This is a genomic window from Prevotella sp. 10(H), assembly GCF_000711235.1.
GTDB lineage: Bacteria > Bacteroidota > Bacteroidia > Bacteroidales > Dysgonomonadaceae > Dysgonomonas.
The window spans coordinates 247,637-265,801 of sequence record NZ_JOMI01000007.1; the positions used below are offsets into that span (position 1 = coordinate 247,637).

Below are 18,165 nucleotides of genomic sequence, written 5' to 3' on the forward strand. Positions count from 1 at the left end.
ATATTTAAAATTTCAAATTAACCCCGATAGTATATATTCTCTGAATTCCGTAAGTCCACTGGCTCCCTCTCGTTTCAGGATCTAATAGTTTCATGCCGGTGAAAGTAAAAGGGTTCTGCACATTTATATACATCCGGGCAAAACTTAATCCTGCTTTAGAGATTATATCCTTATCGAAATTATATCCCAACTGTATATACTTCGTTCTTAAGAATGATCCGTCCTGAAACCAAAAATCGGAAACGTGCTTGTTTACGGAAGGGGAAGTCGATAGTCTGGGAAATCTTGCATCGGTACGTCCTTCTGTCCAGTAATTATCTGCAAAAAATCTTGTAGGTACGCCGCCATCGGCAGTCATATCGAGAGGAAAGGCAAACATGCCGGAAAGAACAACATTACATTTTCCGACTCCCTGAAATAAAGCTTCCAGATCGAAATTCTTGTAGCCGACTTTTATGTTTGCAAAGTAATTGATCCTTGGTACGGGATTGCCAATAACAGATTTATCCCCGTCGTCAATTTCCCCATTATTATTTCTATCCAAATAGCGGATATCGCCCGGTTTCGCATTTGCCATAACAGGTACTAAAGGATTTCCGGAAGCATCAAAATCACTTTGTTTGAGTAAACCGTCGGTCTCGTATCCCCAAATACTTCCTATGGGATAACCGACCCTGTTTATCGTATTCGAATCTGTATAAATATCTTCGTTACCGTATAGTTTTTCTATAGTGTTTTTATTATACGAAAATCCGGGACTGACGGATATATTCCAATTGTCTTTGATTTTCCCATAGTAATTAAGAGATACTTCAAAGCCTCTGTTTCGCACCTCACCAGAGTTAATAGGTGCATTACCGTAAAATCCTGCAACATATGATACCTGCGGCTCCAAAATTATATTTTCTGTCAGTTTATCGTAATAATCCAAAACTAATTCCAGTTTGTTGTCCAAGATTGATATATCCAATCCGGTGTCGAACATGTTGACCGTTTCCCATGTTATATCGGGGTTGCCTAAGCTCCTTTCTTCGCCGTTATTGTTATCGATAAGTGATTGATAACGATATAGGCCTATGTTTTCATTGCCTAGTTTTCCATATGATATCCTGTATTTCAGGTTGTTCACAAACTTAATGTTTTTCATGAAGCTTTCATTGTGTATATTCCATCCTGCAGCAATGGACGGGAAAGTTCCGAATTTCTTACCCGGCCCGAAGCGGGAGGAACCGTCGATGCGCCCGACTAATTCCAGTAAATAGCGGTCGTCATAGGCATAATTGAATTTTGCATAACCGGATGCCAAGGTTCTTACTTCCCATTCTCCCGCATTGTATTCTTCCTGATTGTAACCTATTATCCCCATAAGATAGTTTTTGCCGAATGATTTGGAATAATCGCCGGAAAGTCCCAGACTCTGATAAAATGTTCTGGCCTGTGACGATACCCGTTCTTGCTGCCATGTCTGAAGATGATTGCCTGTTTCGTAATCGAAGAAGTTGAAAACATCGCGTTTTCGCCGCTGTCTGTCGCTATTCAGACGGATAAAGAATTGTCCTTTTAGGTTCAAATTATCGAAGACATTCCAGCGGGGTTGAATATTTATAGTCGATTGTATATTTTCGATATCTTCTCTTCCACCTATCTCAGCATACGCCAAGGGATTTACTATATCGACCCAACGCCCGTAAATTATTTTGCCCGAACCATTATCCGGATACTTTGGCAATACTGTCGGGGGCACTCTGTATATATCCTCGAGAATCCGGTTGCCATCGCCGCTCGTTGTCCTGTTGGGCCGTTGGAGGTTCAGTCTTATTGCCATTGCATCCAGATTTACAGTGAATTTTGAAGCGAGATTTATTGTCGTATTTGCCCGTATTGTAAACCTGTCGTATGATGTGTGCGGTATCATGCCATCCTGATAGAGGTAGTTTGCCGTAACTGCAAACCGTGCCAGATTATTTCCGCCGCTGACACCCAGCGAATGACTGGTGATAGGATTGTTTTTGCTGATAATCAGGTCTACCCAATCGGTATCAGGATACCTTACAGGGTCTTCGCCGGATAGTGTTTTGGCTATTTCCCCGTCTTCCCTGTATAGCTCGGCATTTCCGGCATTCCTGCTGGCCTCGTTATACATTCGCATGTATTGTACGGCATCGACCGTTTTGGGCATATATACGGGTGACTGCATACCAAAATAACCGTCATATGTGAGGACAACTCGCCCTACTTTACCTCTCTTTGTGGTTATGGCAATAACACCGTTTGCTGCTCGGGAGCCATATATAGCGGCAGCGGCGGCATCTTTCAGTACCGAAACACTTTCTATTGTAGAAGGGTCGATATGATTCATATCCATAGGTATGCCGTCGACTAAAACAAGCGGGTCAGAATTCCCTAATGTGCTTATCCCGCGTATCTTTATCGCGGCGGCATCCCCGCCCGGTAATCCCGACCCTTGTGTGACATTCAATCCCGTTATGCCTCCTTGCAGCGATTGTGATATGGATGTAATAGGCTTTCCTGCAAGATTCGATTCTATGGGAAGCAAGGAAACCGCGCTGGCAATATGCTTTTTCTGTTGCTCGGTCATGCCTGTTATTACTACTTCGTCTAAAGTAGAAATCTGCTCCTGCAGAGGTATTATCAGATTTGTTTCCGATTTTATTACTTCAAACTCATAGATTTGGAAACCAAGAATTTTAAAAATCAATATATCACCTTTTTTTGCTTTTATGGTATAAAATCCGTCTGCATCTGTCAGGCTTCCAATGGTCGTACCTTTTACAGTTATATTCACCCCGGGTAAAGGTACAGGCGGTTCTCTTTTCTCCATAACAACCCCCCTCACTGTCAGGCTGCGCTCGTCCTCCATTACTTTTCGTGGCTGGGTGAGTTTGCTGATAAGGATATATTTGCCGTCGATTTTGTAATCGTATTCCCCCGATAAAACTGTGTTGAGAATTTCTGTAATAGTAGCATTATTAGCCTTGATGCTTACCGTCTTTTTTAAATCGATCTGTTCATTGTTATAAAAAAGGATAAACCCGCTCTTTTTCTGTATTTCTGCAAACACATTTTCCAGTTTTGTGTTTTGCATATTCAAACTGAATGATGTTGTCTGGGCATAACATTTGTTTGAAAAGATGAAACTGAAAAAGAGTGATGTTAACAGAAAGAATAATTTCAGGCTTTTGAATAGGATTTTGTAGGTCTTTCCCGAAATTTCCCGTCTCGTGTACTTTTTTTTTTCATAGCATTAAAAATATATTACAATTACATTTATAAGAAATCAATTGCAGGGCGGCAGTTTTGATCTCAATTCCGGTCAAACGCTATCGGCCGGATGTTATTTTTATCGGTAAACAGTTATTCTACTGCCATTTTTGGTATGTTTTATATTTGTTACTAATTCTATTTGCTTTAAGAATACATCGATAGGATTATGTTTGTCACAGCCGCCAGTAAACCGCTCGTAACGGATGTCAGGATCTTGATACTCAACGGTAAAATCATACCAGCGGGATAGCTTGGCAAATATCTGATCCAGCGTCTGACCTTTGAAAAAGAATTCGCCTTTTCGCCATGCAGTATATAATTCGGTATCGACCTTTGCATTAACCACTTTTCCGGTTTCTTTTTGAAATGCTAAGTTATAACCAGGATTCATATCAAAAAAGGAATGATTTGAATTGACTTTTACCTGTACTTTTCCGTTTATTAATGTAGTATTCACAAAAGAGTCCTCCTTATAAGCTGATACATTGAAAGATGTACCCAGTACTTTGATATCAACATCATTTGTATGTACAATAAATGGCTGGCCGTTATTAGCTACATCGAAATAAGCTTCTCCGGTGAGTGATACCGTACGTTTATCTTCATTAAACTGAGAAGGGTATGTCAGTTTTGTGCCGGAATTGAGGTATACTTTGGTACCGTCTTCGAGTTTCAGCTCATATTCTCCACCAACAGGAATGCTAAGGGTGTGATATTCGGTTTTATTTGCATTGCCTGTTCTTTTATATGATAATCCTTGTAGTGTGTCGTTACTCATTAGGAAATTATTCCCTTCTTCCAAATTAAAGTTTTGTGTTAGGTCAAGTATTTTACCATTCGCTAATGTCAATATTACTTTTTTATTATCAAAGATTGTATCTGTATTATTATCTGCAATTTTTATATTTTCTTTATTGTTATTGTAGATAAGGATAAATACAACGGATGAAATCATCAAGAATATAATTACGGACGCATATTTTAGCCATGAAAGGTGATAAAACTTTTTATCTGGTTTTACATCCTTCTCAGGGAAGGAAAGCGATCGGGATATATTGGCATACATCTTCTCTTTATCGAATAATGGCTTCTGATCGTCATTGATAAGGGAATGATATAACTTTTCATTTTCCTTATCTTTTTTCAGCCACTCCTGAAATAAGGGATCATTTTCTTCTATTTCGTTTGTCAAAACTTTGAGAAGTAGTTGCCATTTATCGAAATTATTTTTTATTGTTTTCATTTTATCAAATCTGCTTATTTATATAGCACGGGTGTTTGTGAAAGTATTATCATCCTATAGATAAATCTTTATTAAAATAATATCATGCAAATTTTTTCACGAAGTATTCTGTATGCTTTCGATACTTGCACTTTCACGGTATTCACCGAGATTCCTAATTGGTTCGCAACTTCAGTATATTTCTTTTTTTCTATAGTAGCCATTACAAAAATCTTTTTGCATCGTTCGGGAAGTTCGTCGATGGCTTTTACCATCGACTTCTTCAATTCTTCCGTATCATCTTCATGATAAGTAGTTTCTTCTACGATGTCTTTAATGATCAGTTCGCAGTCATGTATATATTTTGAAGAATCTCGCAGGTAGTTTAGCGAAGAATTGTAGACAGCTCTGTATGCATAAGATAAAAATGAAGGGTTGAAATTGAGGTTCTGTTTGTTCAACCAATACCATATAAAAAAGTCCTGGACAATATCTTCTGCAACAGAATAATTGTTTGTTATATTAAATGACCAAATGCAAAGTTTCTCACTGTATTTGAAAAAGAGACTTTTAAAGGCATTTGTATCTCCGTTTTTTATTGCAAGAATTAAATCCTTCTCGGTGTTTTTCATTTTCTAAATCAGGCATTCTGTGTATTCAAATAATCTTAAATTTGCACATTATAAATGTAACACAATTGGGGAGAAAAGTATTACCCTTTTAATATAAAAAAAGTGATAATTCTTTAAATGTATACTAGATATGCTATAAGATAAATAAATAACCCTCTCAAAACTTTGTTTTGAGAGGGTTATTGTGACCCCGGAGAGGCTCGAACTCTCGACCCAATGATTAAGAGTCATTTGCTCTACCAACTGAGCTACGGAGTCGTTTGGTGAGTGCAAAAGTATAACAATTATTCTTTTTAAGGAAATTTTTTTGAAGAGAATCTTCCTAAATTACTACTTTTGTACCCGAAAGTCCGATCGCTTTCCGTGTATCTTAGGATCAACCACGTAAAAAACAAAGAATTAGAATGAATAAAAAAGAACCGGCTTTGGTCTTGTTTTCAGGTGGACAAGACTCTACAACGTGCCTATACTGGACTTTGAAGAATTTCTCTTCGGTCCGTACCCTGTGTTTTACTTATGGCCAGCGCCACTCTAAAGAAGTGGAAGTAGCTCAAGCTATTGCTGCGCAGGCGGATGTTCCCTTTCAACTGTTGGATGCTTCGATAATCAGCCAGTTGTCCGTAAACTCACTGACAAGTGATATCGTAATGGATGAAGAAAAGCCTGCCGACTCGTATCCCAATACTTTTGTGCCGGGGCGTAATCTCCTGTTCCTTACATTTGCGGCAGTGATAGCGCGTTCGCATGGTATACGGCATATCGTAACGGGAGTTTCCGAGGCTGACTACAGCGGTTATCCCGATTGTCGCGATACCTTTATAATGTCGGCAAATACCTCGATCAATCTGGCAATGGACGAGCATTTTCAAATACATACACCACTGATGTGGCGGGATAAAACAGCTGTATGGCAACTCTCCGACGAACTCGGCGTCTTTGATATTGTGCGTACGCAGACGCTGACATGCTACAATGGTATTATAGCTGACGGTTGCGGGCATTGTCCTGCGTGTAAGCTACGTAAACAGGGATTGGATAGTTACTTAAAAACAAGGAAATAATGGAAATAGAAGGATTAAGCCATCTCGGTGGCAAAACGGAATACAAAGACGATTACGCTCCCGAAGTGCTGGAAGCATTCGATAATAAGCATCAGGGAAACGACTACTGGGTAACATTCAACTGCCCTGAGTTTACCAGCCTGTGCCCGATAACGGGGCAACCCGATTTTGCAACTATCCACATCAATTATATTCCCGATGTAAAAATGGTGGAAAGCAAGAGCCTGAAGCTGTATATGTTCAGCTTCCGTAATCACGGTGCTTTTCATGAAGACTGTGTAAACATAATGATGAAAGACCTGATCAGGTTGATGAATCCCAAATACATCGAGGTGGTCGGTATATTCACCCCGCGGGGCGGTATCAGTATCTATCCGTTCTGCAATTACGGGCGTCCGGATACCGAATATGAATCATTTGCCAAAGAACGCTTGCTGAAGCATAATCCTCAGCAGATATATAAATAACAGGAGAGGCACACGCCTCTTTTTTTTATCCTATTTTCGGCCTTTTCTTCTTTACTCTTCTGTATACAATGGCAAACCATGTAGGCAGGATGATACCTTTGCATACGGTAGATATTGCGATTGCCCACCATACACCCACAATTCCCATTTGCGAAGCCAGATAATAGGCCAGAGGTATGCGCAGTGCATTGAATGTAATGCTGATAACGGCGGGCTCTATTGTACGGCCGATACCGTTAAACATGCCTTGCGTGGTAAGCTCGAACATCATGAATATCTGCACCAAGCCCATCACAAAGAGGTATTGCGCCCCGGCTTCCATTGCATTCTCTTCGGGTACAATGATACCGAATATCTGCGCTCCGAAAAGTATAAAACAGATACTCACAACAATCCCCAGACTGAGCATGACCCGTATTGTATAATAGTAGGCCTTTTTGCCTCTTTCGAGTTTATTGGCTGCGTAGTTCTGGGCGACAAAAGCACTCAGAGCCGTGGAAAATCCCTGCGATGTATTCCATGTGACGGCTTCGACTTGCCCGCCTGTTGTTTGTGTCATTAGCCCCAGATGTCCTCCATGTATAGAAGCTACGCGCGCCAGATTCATATTGATGATTGCATATAGTGAATTCATTATAGAAACCGGTGCACCGAGGAAGAAGATTCGCTTCAGATACATTCCTTTCGGCTTGATGAAGAAAGAGAACTTGCCGAGTATCCGATTCCCGATTCTTATCTGATAATAGAACAATGAGAATACAAACAGCTGCGCCACAACTGTTCCTATAGCTGCACCGTGCAGTCCGAGCCCCATCCAGAACATAAGTATCGGGTCTAATATCATATTCAGTACCAGCCCCATTGCATTGTTGCGGAACGGTATTACGCTTCGCCCTGCTCCGTTATAGATTCCTGTAAAGTTATAGGAAAGAAACTGGAACGGCAGGCTGATAGTCAGTATACGGAGATATAGCACGGCATCTTCCGTAATATCGGCTTCAAGTTTGAAAAAGGATAATATCTGATTGGCAAAGACAAACAGTATCGATACCCATACAATAGCCAATGTAATTGACGTGGTAGTAGAATGTGATGCATAAATAGCGGCGCGTTTCATTTTCTTGGCGCCGATAGATTGCCCTACTGCTACTTCCGAACCTATCATTGCCAGATAGGCCACCGAAGAAGTCAGCCACAATAGCATGCCAATAGCACCGATAGCAGCCTCCGACTTTGTAGCAATTTCGGGATGAGATACCGTACCCAGCCTTCCCACCCACGACATAGCCATGAGGGTGTATGCCATTTGCAGGAAGCTTGTTCCCATAAGCGGTAAAGCAAGGCGTATCAGGGTGGAGAATATCTTCCCTTCAGTTAGATTGAGTATCCCTGATTTCATTTGTTAGTGGCGGGTTTGCAGTGCATGAGGGTTATAAGTCTTTTAGCAATGTATTATTGCATTTGACATTTTGCGGATCGCGTATCGACAGTATCGTTTCCCATTCGCTCCTGAACTCAATGTCTTTGTCGATAACGAAATCTTCCGAACCATAAAGGTCAGCCTGTTCAAAGATGTAGCCTACCGTTATATGATTTATATCCAGTGCAGGGATATAGGCGGGGACAAGATTGTCGCTCGACGGCGTTTCTACCAACAACCCTATTTCCTGCAGATAGAATAATGTATCGCTGGTCAGTTTAGTAGGTATCTTATAATACTCGGATAGTTCGTCGGCAATATAAGGAGTGTGACCTTTTTCGAATCGCTTAATAATCAGGGTCATAATCAGCAATGTTACAAAATCCCTGTATCGGCGGCTGATATTGGATGTCTCATGCTCAAAGCTGAACTTATTCACATTCTGGAAAGCAAAGGATAGTTGCACGCCGAACAGCACGAAGAACCATGTCAGCTGAATCCATAACAATAGTAAAGGCAATGCGGCAAAACTACCGTAAATGGCATTATACTTCGATATCCATATCTGACCGCTGATATACAGCATCTGGAATACCTGAAAAGCAACTCCGGTGAAGATACCTCCGAATAAGGCGCTCTTGAACTTGACCTTAGTATTGGGAATATATATGTACAGAATGGTAAACAGCAGGATAGTAATAACGAAAGGTATTATCTTCATAATAGGACTGATAACAAGTCCTAAGATATATTGCTGTTCCGCCGTTGAATTTAGTACAATCGTAATCCCTGCGTTGCAAATCAGAAATACAGGAGCTATAATGATAAGCGCCAGATAATCGGTAAACATGCGGAAGTAAGACCGTCCGTTTTTCACCTGCCACATTTTATTGAAGTTGTCTTCAATATTAGACAGCAGGTTGATGACGGTATAAAGCAGCAATATGACACCTATCCCGAGAAAGACTCCGCCCTGCGCATATTCTATCGATTTGTCGATAAATGCGGTCGCCTTATTAAGCAATTCCTCCTGTCCTGCAAAATAACTGAATAGCTGGCTTTTGACGATATTCTGAAAACCGAATCCACGTGCAATGGCAAACAATACGGCGAGCAACGGCACAATCGACAACAGCGTACTGTAGGTAAGCGCCGATGCACGTGTGAAAAGCTGTGCCCCGTCTATATTGCGTATAGCAAGGATAAATGACTTTATTATGTTGTAAAAACCGATTCTCCGCGACGACTTGTCTTTCTTGTTTATGCGCCAGATGTCATACGAAAGGAAGCGGATAATACGTTTTACAAAATTTGTTATTTTTTCGATCATTCAGTATCTAAAATATAAACAAAGATAATCTGTTCTTCTAACATTTTAAGTATTTCTTAATAGGAAACGTATATCTATTGTATATTGTTGTAAAATAGCTATCGTCAGCGTCCGATTATTTAAAAAGTAACAAAAGTAACGAAAATCAATTAGCGAATTAGTAAATGTGCCAGTGTGCCAATGAAGCAATCGATAAAACACGAACCCATAATTTCTTTTATATTCATTAATTATATTTAGTTAAAAAGTAACAAAGGTAACAGTTGTTTACTGTTTTTGTTTGGTTGTAGTTTTATTATTAAGTTCATCTTTGCATTGCCCGAAAGGAACACAGCAATTTCCGATTGTACAGCATAAAAAATCAGGATACAATAATCACTCTCTCCGCAAATATCCCGGAGGCAAACATTGATAGGATGAGGAATTATCAGCTGTACGTTCTTCTTTTGTTTCGTAATTATTGTGACGGGTATTTTCCTTTTTCTCTGTTTTCTGCAATAATTTCCTTTTTACCAGCCTTTCGTCTTCCAATTCTTTATCTACAGCTTCTACAATTTCGGGATTTTCCGCCCCGCCTGTGCGGAAATCATTTTTGCGGAAAATCATAAGCTGCCGCTTAGTTTCTTCATCGGGAACTTCTATGATTAGTGGACGCTTCTGTTCGGTCTGCTGCTTTTCTTTAGCTTTCTCGCTGCGTTCCAGAATGTATTTTATAGCTCCTAAATCGGGTGGACAAAATTTCTTTTTCACTATTCTGTTTTTTTCCATATCATTCCCGGGATTGTTCTTATTAGGTACATACGTGATGCGTTCCTCTTTTTGTACATATCCTTCCAGCAGTTGTTTCAGTCCCATGCGGGCAGAAGCTATAAGTACTTCTTCACGGTGGTTAACGGCCTCTTCCACAGCTTCGTCAAATTCCGGTTTGGTCTTCTTCCATTCGTAAAATGTTTTGCGGCTAATCTGTAATATTTTACATATTTCAGAGATTCCATACAGGTCGTGTTCGATGAGTTCCACTATCCGTGCGGCAAGTTCTTTTTTGTATTTCATAATTTTTTAAATATTAAGTGATATGTAATAAGTTTTATTTATCAAATATTTATTTATCTTGCATCTGTTTTTATATAGATAAACTAAAATAAAACTATTGCACACGTGAAAGAATTTAAGTTCCTGGCTACACCTTATGCATTAAGACAGCTTATTCCTGCACTCATTCCTCTTTGGATTATAAGTATAGTGGCTTTTTTTTATACCGATTTGGGTAGCAGGTCGTTTTTGTATTTCTTTTTCGGCTCCTGGCTGGCCACTCTTTGTTATCTTTATTTTTTTGTTAAGAGAGTTAAGATATCCCTAACCCCCGATAATGGAATAAATATATTTTTTAACGGAAAAATGCAGTATAGCGGTAGCCTTACTAATCTGGAATATATACGCGGTGCAAATATTGGAGATGGCAGAGCCACAAGCTTTCTAACATTTTCATTCAGTGATAAAAAATTTATATTTTATATTTTTGAAACCTATGGTTTATTTGCCCCCAAAGTAAATAGTCAGGTCAGTCTGTTACGATATATTGTATCGATATGGGAACTCGAAAGGGAATATTATAAAGATAGCTTGCAGGGGAAGATATATACTTACCGCAATACCGGCTACGCAGAATCGCCTGTAGTAGCAGACGGATATAATAAAAAGGAACGATAGTTTTTAAATTATGGCTCACCGGAACGATACAGATAATTTTTACAGGATAATAAAAATTTCCGCATTTGCCTTTGTTTTATTGGCGACGGGCATAATTCTTTACATCTATAATAATGGATTTACCACCAATTCGGAGAGTGAAAATATATCTGTTGTTCACAGCAATGCAGAAAACAAAAAGCCATTGATAACACTCGAACAAAAGCCCGAATTTCCCGGCGGAGAATCTGCTATGATAAAATACATCCAAAAGAATCTGGTGTATCCACTTTCAGCAGAACAAAAAGGGATAGAAGGCCGTGTGGAAGTCAGTTTCGTCATTCAGGAGAATGGAGAGATAAATGATATATCGATTATCCGCGGTATCGACCCCGTATGCGACAGGGAAGTAATCCGCATTGTAGAAAATATGCCCGAATGGGTCTCGGCAAAGCATTATAAACCGACAGTACCCGTCCGTTATACCTTACCCGTAGTTTTCAAATTGGATAGTATAAAAAATACAGTAAACCTGTAAGCCGGGTTCTGTGCCTTGCATTGCAAGGTGTTTGCCATTTATCTACGCCTGCTGTCGCCAACAGGCTCTAGCGACCTACCCCCCGGCATCGGACGAGCAGTCCTACATGCGCCGGTATACATGGTCTTACAACCCGTAAGTAGTACGGCTCTGCATATTGCTATACAGACCGGTGGGCTCTTACCCCGCCTTTTCACCCTTACCCCTTTCGGGGCGGTTATTTTCTGTTACCTTAACTCTGCCCTCGCGAACAGCTTCCCGTTAAGAAGTACGGCGCCCTGTGTTGCCCGGACTTTCCTCTTTCTGCCTTAGGCAGCCAGCGGCAAACCGGCCTACTGTATTTATGGGGCAAAGATACAGCTTTTTTGTCAATGCAGGATGATTATGTTTTATATCGTTCATCATATAATTCTACAAACTTAGTGATGCCTGCCAAGTTCCGGAGGTTTTTTTATCTATCTCCATGATTTACTTACAGATAGCTTATTTTGCAATATTGGGGGATCGGCGTGGCGGAAATGTTTATCAGAATGGCGTAAATGTGTACGATATAAATTGGTTGTAACGTATTGGTATCCAGTATGTATTTATATTTTTATACTTACTCTGAAACTAAAGGGACAATTGCGCAAGTCAAGGATTTAACTATTTTTGTTAATACTTGCGATACTAAACAATAATATTATGAAGACTACCGCCAGCCTCATTTTACTAGCTTTATTTATCTTGTCCTCATATATGCCTGTTTCAGGCTATAACCTACGGCAAATAAACAACAGGGATAACCTTTCCAACAACTCCATCATATCCATGTTTCAGGATTCGAGAGGTCTTATCTGGATAGGAACATGCGACGGGCTGAATATGTACAACGGGCGTAATGTTTCTGTATATGAGCCTGTAGAAAAAGATATGGAACTGTCGGGGAACCTGATAGACAATATTACGGAGGCGGAAGAAGGTGTCCTGTGGGTAAGAACTTATTATGGATTGGACAGGGTAGACAGGAAAGCTAACACGGTAGATCATTTCGTAAATCTCAATAGAATTTGTTTTTCCGCAAAGGATAAGAATAACAACTTCTATATTCTTCAGGAAAACAATTCCATATTCTACTATTCCAAAACAGATAAGCTTTTCAAGAAGATATACATGCAGGCTTCAATATTCGATAAAGTGCTGGATTTCTTTATAGATCATCAGAATGTAGCATGGATTGTCACCTCGGGTGGGTATCGGTTCAGTTATGATATCGAGATAGATGAGGAAGGAAAAATAAGCTTACTGCAAAAGACGGACAGCAGACATTCCGAAAACATAATATGCAGTTATAACGACAAAAAGAATATCTTTTATGTAGATGACAAATATGATCTTTACGGAGTAAATCTATTATTAGGAAAGGTGACTTATATATCGAATCTGAAAAAAGAAATTTTGAAGAATGGGGATATAAGTTCGATTGTAAAATACAGGGACGATTATTTTGTCGGATTCAGGGTCAGTGGACTATATACCCTGAGAAAAACAGCAGAGAACGATTATATAAAGGAAAAAATACCTATCAATTGCGGAGTTTTTTGCATGATGAAAGACCGCTATCAGGATGTGATATGGATCGGTACGGACGGACAAGGCGTATATACTTATTCAAATGAATCTTATTCCATTACCTCTACTTTGCTTAACGATTTTACCCTCCGTATAGGTAAACCCATAAGGGCATTGTTTCTCGACAAAGAAAATACAATGTGGATAGGCAGCAAAGGGGACGGCATCATGAAGATATACGATTACGATGTACGCAAGAATATTCTCGATTGCAGACTCGAGAGCATAACTACCGATAACAGCAGCCTCAATAATAACTCTGTCTATGCTTTTGCATCCAGCAGTAAGAATATACTATGGATAGGGAATGAACAAGGGCTCAATTATTATTCTTACAAAGATAACAGCATCAAGGCTGTACAGCTGCAGGATGGTGATGAGACGCTGAAATACATCCATGGCGTATACGAGCAGGATTCCGTGCTTTGGCTTGCTTCGGTAGGTATGGGATTTGTAAAGGCTAACATAAAGTGGAAGAATGATACACCTGCGCTGGAAATAGTAAAGAGGGTGGTATTGAACAACGGGGATATGAGTTCCAATTATTTCTTTTCGGTATATGCCGAAAATGATAGTACCGTGTGGTTTGCAAACCGTGGCGACGGGGCATTCAGGATAAACACATATACATCAGAGGTAAATCAGATAGAATTCAATACGGATAATGAAAATAAAACGCTCAACGAGGTATTCTCGATTATAAAAGATAATAATGGAAACTATCTTTTTGGTACCAGTTCAGGGCTTGTAAAAAGAGATGTAAACGGGAATTGCAGGATATTCGATAAAGCTGACGGATTCCCGAACAATACTATACACAGCATCCTACAGGAATCTGAAAATACTTTCTGGCTGAGTACAAACAGGGGTATTATAAACTACAATTCCGAAAAGGATATATTCCGTACCTATGAATTCAACGACCGGCTCAGCGTCCTTGAATTCAGCGATGGGGCATCGTTCAAAGACGAGAGGACGGGCATCCTTTATTTTGGAGGTATAAACGGATTTGTTTCTGTACAGCAGAATAACTTCAACCCGCCCGAATACATGCCTCCCCTGTACTTTGATAACCTGACATTGTCGGGGAAAGCGTATAACATCTTCGATTTTATCTCACTGGAAGGGTCGCAGGAAGTTTTGGAGCTGGATCATACACAGAGTTTCTTTTCTGTTTCGTTTATAGCGCTCGATTATTTAAACGGCAACAATTATATCTATAGTTATAAACTGGAAGAACTCAGCGACAACTGGATAGATAAAGGAAACTCCAATGTGCTGTCTCTTACAAACTTCAGCCCCGGAGAGTATACCCTTCATGTAAAATATTTCAATAAAACTACAGAAAAGGATAGCCCGGTATATAAACTGAAGATCAGGATATTGCCGCCATGGTACCGTTCTACCCTTGCATACATTATTTATATATTCCTGCTTCTGGCTATAGTGGGAATAGCGGTACGCAAGTTAATCCATATAAACCGCACAAAGAAAAACAATCTGCTTAAGAAAATCGAGCAACAGCATAAAGAGGATATCTACGAATCGAAGTTGCGGTTCTTCACTCATATAGCACACGAGTTCTGTACTCCGCTTACCCTGATATATGGCCCATGCAGCCGCATACTCAGCAACAAGAATGTGGATGATTCTATCGTTCATTATATAAAGGTGATACGGCAAAATGCCGAGCGTTTAAACCTACTCATACAGGATCTGATAGAGTTTCGGCGTATCGACACCAACCACCGGAAGCCGCATATAGAAAAGGTGGATGTTTCCGGTTTACTGGAAGAGGTGACTAATTCTTTTGTCGTACTTGCAGAATCGCGAAAAGTGAATTTTGAAAAGAATATACCGTCGTCATTGAAATGGAATTCCGATGCAAATTTCTTGGCTACTGTTTTCACAAATCTTATTTCCAATGCTTTTAAGTATATGTCTGTAAACGGCAGTATAAAGGTAAGTGCTTCTGTTAATGATGATAACCTGTATGTTACTATATCGAATACCGGAAAAGGTATCAAAGCAGAAAACATATCGAAGGTATTTGACAGGTACAGCATTATCGACAGTTTCGAGAAAACGGATAATACCGATCATTTGTGGTCGCGCAACGGGCTTGGGCTTGCTATATCGTCGGGTATGGTGAATACGCTCGAAGGTAAGATCGAAATTGAAAGTACCATAAACGAATGGACACATTTCCGCATTGTATTGCCATTATTAGAGATTAGCACCGACAGCATAAAGGAAGTGAATGTGTATGAAGCAAAGCCCGAAAAAGATAATGATCCTATCGAACTATGGCTGCCGGCAAATGAAATAGATTATAACAAACCGATAATGCTCGTTATAGATGACGAAAAGGAAATACTATGGCTGATAAACGATATCTTTAATGAAAGCTTCAATGTCCTGTGGGCTCTAAATACAGACGATGCAAAGGCTATAATAACAAAAGCGCATCCCGATATAATAATCTCCGATGTGATGATGCAGGGGCCTAACGGACTCACTTTTACTAAAGAACTTAAGTCCGACAACCAGACCTCGCATATACCGCTCATATTGTTGTCGGCAAATCATGAAATGCAGCAGCAGATAGAAGGTATGGATGCGGGGGCAGAGTTATACATAACCAAGCCTTTCAATGTCGATTACCTGAAATCGTCTGTGCAACATCTGATTAGCCGTAAGGAAACGCTGAAAAATTATTTCTCTTCCTCTTTCAGTGCTTTTGAATTGTCGAATGGTAAATTTACACATAAGGAAGACAATAAGCTGATTAAAGAAATACTGGAAATAATAGATAAAAATATCTGCGACCCGGATTTATCGGTCGGATTTATAGCTGCCAAAATGAATATCAGTACACGCAGCCTTTATCGAAAAGTAAGCGAGATAAGCGATATCAGTATTGCCGATATGATAAGGAACTGTCGTCTGCATATAGCAGAAGACTTGCTGATAAAGACAAAGCTGACTACCGACGAAATTGTTTTCAAGTCGGGTTTCTCAAATCGTGTAAGTTTCTTCAAAGCATTTTCCAAAAAGAACGGATGCACCCCGAAGGAGTTCAGGGGAAACAACAAAGTATATTCAGAGAATTAAAATCATATACCTTATTGTATATTATTCATCTTTTTTTGCCTTTCTCTCATTTTGTAAACATATATGCCAAAAATATGCGTATATGCGACACGATATATAAAAGTAATGTAGATATCGATACCTGTATTCCGAAAGTTGATACTTTTGCGTCATTAATGCCCGGAACATTTTGTATAATAAGAGAGACATATATAAATTTTTTTAGTGCCCATATCTTTAATAAATCATTTATGAAAAATACATCATCTTAATTTTTCTAAGACTATTTACTAGGTGTAAATATCTGTCTCCGGTATTTTAACCGGACCTCACAATTAATGAATGCCCGAGAGTGCTTAAAAGCATTAACCTGAAAAAGTATTAAGTAATTGAACCTCTTCCTTTATCAATGCATGTCCAATGCCTTGATATAGTACTTATATGTATAAACATCATGAAAAACTATTTTATGAAACAAACAAAAGCCGGAGTTTTACTCCTCGGTCTGATGACCTTTATTGTTTATTTTTCATGTTCGGACAGCAATAGCAGCAAGATGTCCGAATATGACCCCAACAAGCCCGTGGAACTGACACGGTTCTTTCCCGACTCGGGAGGAATATCCACAAAAGTAATTATTGAAGGCGCAAACTTCGGATTTGATACAGCCCGTATTCAGGTCTACTTCAATGAAAAGAAAGCAGCCGTAGTGAATGCACAGGGAGACAAAATGTATGTGCTCACGCCACGACTTCCCGGAGATACATGTGAAATCACCGTCAAGATCGGTGACCAGAATGTTGCATTTCCCGATTCGTTCCGTTACAAAACCCAGCTTATGGTAAGTACGATTGCCGGAGCGCGCGATGCCGGAACGAAGTTTACAGGAGGTTCGCTTGCAACTGCAACCTTTGGCAATATATACGGACTGGCTGTGGATGATGAAGGCAATATTTTTCTCTCGATGAAAGGCGATCCGGATGGGGTTGCCCGGGTCAATGTAGAAGAAAATACCGTCGATTGGGTAGCCGGAAGTATCCCGGGGGGCGATCATCTTCAGTCACCTATGGTAGACCCTAATACACAAATTGTATATTTCCCGTCAGATAGATCCGATTTTTTCTATGAACTTAATCCTGTAAATCTTTGGATACCCCGTATCAGACAGATCGGACACCCGTCGCCTGAAGATATTCAAAGTGGCAAGAAAAAGGATTTTGAGATAAATTATAAGCATTCGTTTGCATATTGCCCATATGACGGTTATGCTTATACCCGTTCGACAAATGGTAAGTTTATAAAATTTAATTTGACAACCAGAGAAGGAGAACTGGTTAAAGAGGATTTAGTAAAAGAAGGTGAAGCATATCTTGCTTTCGATCCCTTAGAGCCGCATATGATGTACATAACTTACGATAAAAGGCATTGCATCTATACGTTCAATCTCAAAACAATGGAGCAAAATGTATATGCCGGTATACCGGGAAATCCCGGCTGGAGGGACGGAAAACTGGCAGATGCAGAATTCAATACGCCCCGGCAGATATGCTTCGATCAGAGCGGGATTTTATATATCGCCGATAGAACCAATCATTGCATCAGGCAGATCAATCGCGACGGCATAGTAAGTTCCATAGCAGGCACCCCTACCAAATGGGGTCAGTTCGACGGACCGCCGGATGAGGCCGGATTCGATAATCCGAGGGCAATAGCTGTGGATAAGGATGGGAATATTTTCATCGGTGAAGATGAGAACAACCGTATGCTCAGAAAGTTGACTTTGGAATAATTCAATAAATCATTATTTAATCTGATAG

General features: G+C 39.9%; 11 protein-coding genes, 1 tRNA gene, 1 other RNA gene and 1 pseudogene. 6 read left to right on the plus strand and 8 right to left on the minus strand.

Annotated elements, in window-relative coordinates; all coding sequences use genetic code 11:
* Nucleotides 1–4 precede the first annotated feature (4 nt).
* The 4 genes from K348_RS0112565 to K348_RS0112580 all read right to left on the minus strand — a co-directional run bounded on the left by K348_RS0112565 (nt 5) and on the right by K348_RS0112580 (nt 5,397).
* Entirely contained in the window at nt 5–3,106 is a 3,102-nt protein-coding gene (locus tag K348_RS0112565; protein WP_197027658.1) for a TonB-dependent receptor, read from the minus strand.
* 255 nt (nt 3,107–3,361) lie between these two features.
* Nucleotides 3,362–3,985: a FecR family protein gene (locus K348_RS19570; protein ID WP_369793897.1), complete on the minus strand. Its 624-nt coding sequence runs from the start codon at nt 3,983–3,985 to the stop codon at nt 3,362–3,364.
* A 614-nt stretch (nt 3,986–4,599) separates the two neighbouring features.
* Complete coding sequence (locus K348_RS0112575; RefSeq protein WP_029905296.1) at nt 4,600–5,139, minus strand: RNA polymerase sigma-70 factor; 540 nt, start codon at nt 5,137–5,139, stop codon at nt 4,600–4,602.
* Between the two features lie 185 nt (nt 5,140–5,324).
* Nucleotides 5,325–5,397, minus strand: a tRNA-Lys gene (locus K348_RS0112580).
* Nucleotides 5,398–5,543: 146 nt separating this feature from the next.
* On the opposite strand from K348_RS0112580, the gene queC reads away from it, so the two are divergent.
* On the plus strand, nt 5,544–6,200 hold the full coding sequence (gene queC, locus K348_RS0112585; protein ID WP_029905297.1) for a 7-cyano-7-deazaguanine synthase QueC: 657 nt from the start codon (nt 5,544–5,546) through the stop codon (nt 6,198–6,200).
* Nucleotides 6,200–6,667 (plus strand): preQ(1) synthase, encoded by a 468-nt coding sequence (queF, locus tag K348_RS0112590; protein ID WP_036930530.1) that lies wholly within the window; start codon nt 6,200–6,202, stop codon nt 6,665–6,667. The genes queC and queF overlap by 1 nt, the downstream gene beginning before the upstream one ends.
* Before the next feature lie 25 nt (nt 6,668–6,692).
* On the opposite strand, the gene K348_RS0112595 is transcribed toward queF, so the two are convergent.
* The 3 genes from K348_RS0112595 to K348_RS18820 all read right to left on the minus strand — a co-directional run bounded on the left by K348_RS0112595 (nt 6,693) and on the right by K348_RS18820 (nt 10,470).
* The gene (locus tag K348_RS0112595; protein ID WP_029905299.1) at nt 6,693–8,066 is read right to left on the minus strand and encodes an MATE family efflux transporter; all 1,374 of its coding nucleotides are present in this window, start codon (nt 8,064–8,066) and stop codon (nt 6,693–6,695) included.
* Nucleotides 8,067–8,097: 31 nt separating this feature from the next.
* Nucleotides 8,098–9,417 carry a YihY/virulence factor BrkB family protein gene (locus K348_RS0112600; RefSeq protein ID WP_029905300.1) on the minus strand — a complete coding sequence of 440 codons (1,320 nt, stop codon included), beginning with the start codon at nt 9,415–9,417 and terminating at the stop codon, nt 8,098–8,100.
* 375 nt (nt 9,418–9,792) lie between these two features.
* Entirely contained in the window at nt 9,793–10,470 is a 678-nt protein-coding gene (locus tag K348_RS18820) for a helix-turn-helix domain-containing protein (RefSeq protein ID WP_051697842.1), read from the minus strand.
* Between the two features lie 105 nt (nt 10,471–10,575).
* Here K348_RS18820 and K348_RS0112610 point away from each other — a divergent pair, with 105 nt between their 5' ends.
* Both K348_RS0112610 and K348_RS19575 read left to right on the plus strand, forming a co-directional pair.
* Nucleotides 10,576–11,127, plus strand: a complete 552-nt coding sequence (locus tag K348_RS0112610; RefSeq protein ID WP_029905302.1) for a hypothetical protein — start codon at nt 10,576–10,578, stop codon at nt 11,125–11,127.
* A 232-nt stretch (nt 11,128–11,359) separates the two neighbouring features.
* Nucleotides 11,360–11,602 (plus strand): annotated as a pseudogene (locus tag K348_RS19575) (energy transducer TonB); the annotation flags it as partial.
* 23 nt (nt 11,603–11,625) lie between these two features.
* Here the strand turns inward: K348_RS19575 and rnpB are convergent.
* Nucleotides 11,626–11,983, minus strand: an RNA gene (gene rnpB, locus K348_RS18855) — RNase P RNA component class A.
* A 345-nt stretch (nt 11,984–12,328) separates the two neighbouring features.
* Between rnpB and K348_RS0112625 the strand changes: the two genes are divergently transcribed.
* Together K348_RS0112625 and K348_RS0112635 are read left to right on the plus strand one after the other, a co-directional pair.
* Nucleotides 12,329–16,369 carry a hybrid sensor histidine kinase/response regulator transcription factor gene (locus tag K348_RS0112625; protein ID WP_029905304.1) on the plus strand — a complete coding sequence of 1,347 codons (4,041 nt, stop codon included), beginning with the start codon at nt 12,329–12,331 and terminating at the stop codon, nt 16,367–16,369.
* A gap of 448 nt (nt 16,370–16,817) precedes the next feature.
* Nucleotides 16,818–18,137 carry an IPT/TIG domain-containing protein gene (locus K348_RS0112635; RefSeq protein ID WP_029905305.1) on the plus strand — a complete coding sequence of 440 codons (1,320 nt, stop codon included), beginning with the start codon at nt 16,818–16,820 and terminating at the stop codon, nt 18,135–18,137.
* The last annotated feature ends 28 nt before the right edge of the window (nt 18,138–18,165 follow it).